The sequence below is a fragment of the Candidatus Electronema sp. TJ genome (assembly GCF_048287355.1).
In the GTDB taxonomy this organism is placed as follows: Bacteria; Desulfobacterota; Desulfobulbia; order Desulfobulbales; family Desulfobulbaceae; genus Electronema.
The window spans coordinates 1-4,094 of record NZ_JBLWEP010000172.1; the positions used below are offsets into that span (position 1 = coordinate 1).

At 59.4% G+C, this 4,094-nt stretch carries 3 protein-coding genes; all 3 read right to left on the reverse strand.

The window, feature by feature from the left end; all coding sequences use genetic code 11:
* Positions 1–146 precede the first annotated feature (146 nt).
* Positions 147–1,241, reverse strand: a complete 1,095-nt coding sequence (locus ACNKID_RS10670; RefSeq protein ID WP_417913417.1) for a M24 family metallopeptidase — start codon at positions 1,239–1,241, stop codon at positions 147–149.
* Positions 1,242–1,348: 107 nt separating this feature from the next.
* A complete protein-coding gene (gene fusA, locus ACNKID_RS10675) occupies positions 1,349–3,421 on the reverse strand; it encodes an elongation factor G (RefSeq protein ID WP_417913418.1) in 2,073 nt (690 codons plus the stop codon).
* 212 nt (positions 3,422–3,633) lie between these two features.
* Positions 3,634–3,876 (reverse strand): CHAT domain-containing protein, encoded by a 243-nt coding sequence (locus tag ACNKID_RS10680; RefSeq protein ID WP_417913419.1) that lies wholly within the window; start codon positions 3,874–3,876, stop codon positions 3,634–3,636.
* Between the last annotated feature and the right edge of the window lie 218 nt (positions 3,877–4,094).

The following is a 4,094-nucleotide window of genomic DNA, read 5'->3' on the forward strand; positions in this document are numbered from 1 at the left end:
GACTTTTGCGGTCAAGCAAGAACTTTTTGCAGGTCGGCAACAACTCTTGGTGGCCAAACAACAAAGGTCTTCTGTCAAGCAGCGGCTCTTTGCTGCCGAACAGGAGACCTTTGTCATTGCGCCGCAACCGCAGTTCAGCAGCCGCGCTACAAATCCAAGCCGGTCGTATCCTCGTTCAGTAGCTCGCAGCCGCCCTCACGCACCACAGCCATGTTTTCCAGCCGGATGCCGCCCCAGCCGGGAAAATACACGCCCGGCTCAATGGTGACTATCATCCCGGCGCGGAGCTGCTTGCGGTTGCGGGGATTGAGGCTGGGAGCCTCGTGAACAGCGAGGCCAACCCCGTGGCCGAGACTGTGGCCAAAGGCTTTGCCCATGCCTGCTTGATCGAGCACCTGCCGTGCCGCCTGATCCACCTCGCGGCAAACCGCGCCTGCCCGAATCGCTTTGACAGCCGCCAGCTGGGCTTTGCGCACCGCCCGCAGCCGGTCGAGGAAAAGGCTGTCCGGTTTGCCGACAAAGAGCGTGCGGGTCATGTCCGAGCACCAGCCCTTCAAAATCAGCCCCATGTCAATCAAGACGATCTCTCCCTCCCGCAGAACTCTGTCTGTGGGCACGGCATGAGGCTTGGCAGCGTTGGATCCGAAAGCGACAATGGTGTCAAAGCTGGGCCGCTCCGCGCCGTTCTCCCTCATTGACCGTTCAACAGCCAAGGCGATTTCAATTTCTGTCATTCCCGGCGCGATGGTTCGGCTCACCTGCTGGAAAATCCGCTCATTCAGGCGCACGGACTGTCTGATCAGGCTGATTTCCTCCTCGCTCTTGATCTCCCGCATCCGCTCAATCAAGCCGGTGAGCGGCACCAGCTCTGTTGCGCCTGCCAAGACCTTTTCCAGCCTGCTGACAGCGGCGTGGAGAAAATAATGGCTCTCAAAACCCAACCGCCGAACTCCCAGCTCAGGCAGCAGTGTTTTCAGCAACGCGGCAAGACCCTTGCGGTACAGCTCAACCTTGAAGCCCTGCGCCTCCTCCTGCGCTTGCAGCTCGAAGCGGGAGTCGGTGAGCAGCCGGGGCCTGCCGTTTTTGGGGATCAGCAGCACGCCGGAGCTTTCCTGAATGCCGTGGTCAGCGGCAGTGTAGCCGCTGAGATAGCGGCGGTTGGCTGGTTCGGTGATCAGAACCGCGTCAAGGCTGCGGCTCCGCAAGGAGGCTTGGAGTTGAAGAATGCGCTTTCCGGTCATGATGATGTGGGGAAAAAGAAAAGACTTCTTGCATAAGTTATGCCAATCTGCAGGGGCAAAAAAATTTTCGCCCCTGCTTTCGGCTTACGCAAGAGGCCTGAGCGGCCTTACTCTGCCGCCGCTTCCGCTTGATGGGCGGCGATGATCTTCTGCGCGATCTGGGCAGGCACTTCCTCATAGTGGGAGAATTTGACCGTGAAGCTGCCGCGTCCTCCGGTCATCGAGGTCAGATCAAGACCGTAGAGCTGGACTTCGGCCTGCGGGGCCTGCGCCCGGATGATCTCGCGGCGGCTGTTGCTGTCCATGCCCAGCACACGGCCCCGCCGCGAGTTGAGATCGCCCATCACGTCGCCGACATGCTCTTTGTCCACATGAATTTCCAGCTCCATGATCGGCTCCAGCAGCACTGGGCTGGCTTTCATCACCGCTGTCTTGAAGGCCAAGGAGCCGGCGATTTTGAAGGCCATTTCCGAGGAGTCCACGTTGTGATACGAGCCGTCCAGCAGGCTGACTTTGAGGCCCTCAAAGGGGTAGCCCGCAAGAACCCCTTTCTCCATCGCCTCGACGATGCCTTTCTCCACTGCCGGACGGTATTGCTGAGGAATCACGCCGCCAACGATTTTATCAGCAAACTCGAAATGCCCGTCCTTTAGCGGCTCGATCTCAATGGTGCAGTCGCCAAACTGGCCGCGCCCGCCAGACTGCTTCTTATGTTTGCCCTGCGCTGAGGCTTTGCCTTTGAGGGTCTCGCGGTACGGAATCTTCGGCAGCGACAGCTCCATCTCCACCCCGAACTTGCGCTTCAGCCGCTCTTTGATCACCTCCAGATGCACTTGGCCGATGCCGGACAGCAGCACTTCGTGCGTCTGCGTCTCGCGGGTCATGCGCAGGGTCAAGTCCTCATCCAGCATTTTGGTCAGCGAGGAGAAGAGCTTCTCCTCGTCCTTTTCAATCTTGGCCCGGACAGCGTAGGAAATGACGGGCGGCAGCGGATCCAGCGGCTCATAAGCCACTGGTTCGGCCTCGTCGCAGAGCGTGTCGCCGGTGCCGGTGCATTTCAATTTAGCGGCGGCGACAATCATGCCTAGCACAACGCTGTCCACCGGCTTCTGCTCCTTGCCTTGGAGCAGGAAAAGATGGCCGAAACGCTCGTTCTCACCTTTGCTGGCATTGTAGAAGCTGTCGCCTTGCAGCGTGCCGGAAAGCACCCGGAAGACAGTCAGCCGCCCGGTGAAGGGGTCTGCGGTGGTCTTGAAAACTTGGGCGGAGAAGGGCGCGTCTGCCGCGCCGCTGCGCTGCACTAATTCTTTGGTTTTCGGATTGGTGCCGATCAGGGGAGGACGCTGTTCCGGCGCGGGCAGCAGGCCGACGATGGCATCAAGGATGAGCGAGCTGCCTGCGTTGTTCAGCGGCGAGCAGGGCAGCACCGGAGCAATTTTGCCCTGCCGCACCGCAGCGGCGAAACCGGAGAGCAGCACCTCGTCGGACAGCTCTCCTTCCTCAAGAAAATGCTCGAGCAGGTCGTCGTCGGTTTCGGCCACATACTCCATCAAGCTGGCGCGGCGTTCAGCGGCCTCTTCAGTCAGCTCGGAGGGAATTTCAGCAATGTCCGCCGTGCCGTCAGGCCGGAAGAACAGAGCGCGGCGGTTGAGGACATCCACAACTCCTTTGAAATCCTTCTCGCTGCCAATGGGCAGATGCAGCACTGCCGGATTGAGCGGGCCGAAAGTCTGGCGTATTTCGTCAAAGGTCTCAAAGAAGCTGGCGCGTTCGCGGTCCATTTTAGTGATGCAGATCAGGCAGGGCAGTCTGCGCTCCAGCACGAAATCAACAAAACGCTCGGTCTGGCTGCGCACGCCCAGCACGCCGCCCACAGTGAGCAGCGCGCTGTCCGCCATGCGGGCCGCGAATTTGGTTTCGTTGACAAAGTTGTCGTCGCCGGGCGTGTCGGTGAGAAAAACGCCGCAGTTCTGCCAGCTCAGGTGGCCGAAGGCCGCGCTGATGGAGATTTTCCGGCGGACTTCCTCATCCTCGAAGTCAAGGGCGGAGCTGCCCTCGTCCACTTTGCCCAGCCGATTGACTGCCCCGGCAGTGAAAAGCAGGGCTTCGGCAAGAGTGGTTTTGCCGCTGTGGCCGTGTCCAAGGATGACTGTGTTCCTGATCTGCTGAACGTCGTGCATGAATGCCTCCGCTGCCCGGTGCTGGAATTGATCTGTCGGCAGACGGCGCGGAAAAGGGCTTCCCCTTTCGCTCCGGGAATGGCAACAGCCATCTGCCGGGAGATGATGAGCTGTATTCTGCTCCCTAATCCCTTTCAAGTCAAGCGGTAACCAGAACGCGCCACTCTTCTCGGCAGAGGCGGGGGAAACGGCTCCTCATCCGGCGCAGGCGTTCAGCAGGATTGCGCAGCAGCTTGCCAGTTTCTCCTTCCCACCAGCACATACGGTGCCCAGTCCTTTGTCGGCTTTTTGTCGCGGATGCATTGCAGGCGGGTTTGATGCAGGGCTTCCGCCGGGCTGATGTTGTTTCTTGAACTCAGCCATTTGTCGTAGAAGGTTTCCATGAAATCCCGCGCTGGTTTGTCATTCTTTTTCCGGCTGCTGGCTGGCTCAGGAAAGAACGGCATCTTGAACATTGCTGATTGATTGCAGATGCCGCCGCCGCGCCTTTTCGCTGGAGCCTGTGCAGAGTTTTTGGAAGGAACATGAGAGAAGGCGGTTTGTATTGATCAGCGGAACTATATAATTCATCTGCGCGGCAAGCATATGCGGGTGCTCATTGCCCAATACCTTCTCCACTGAGCTGAAGCGCCTGCTTGTACAGCAGCTCCGCCTCGCTGTGACGGCCTTGGGC

What these genes read in the sequence shown, in the direction of transcription:
- fusA (WP_417913418.1), bottom strand. Translation starts at nt 3,421, where the DNA reads ATGCACGACGTTCAGCAGATCAGGAACACAGTCATCCTTGGACACGGC.
- ACNKID_RS10680 (WP_417913419.1), bottom strand. Translation starts at nt 3,876, where the DNA reads ATGTTCAAGATGCCGTTCTTTCCTGAGCCAGCCAGCAGCCGGAAAAAG.
- ACNKID_RS10670 (WP_417913417.1), bottom strand. Translation starts at nt 1,241, where the DNA reads ATGACCGGAAAGCGCATTCTTCAACTCCAAGCCTCCTTGCGGAGCCGC.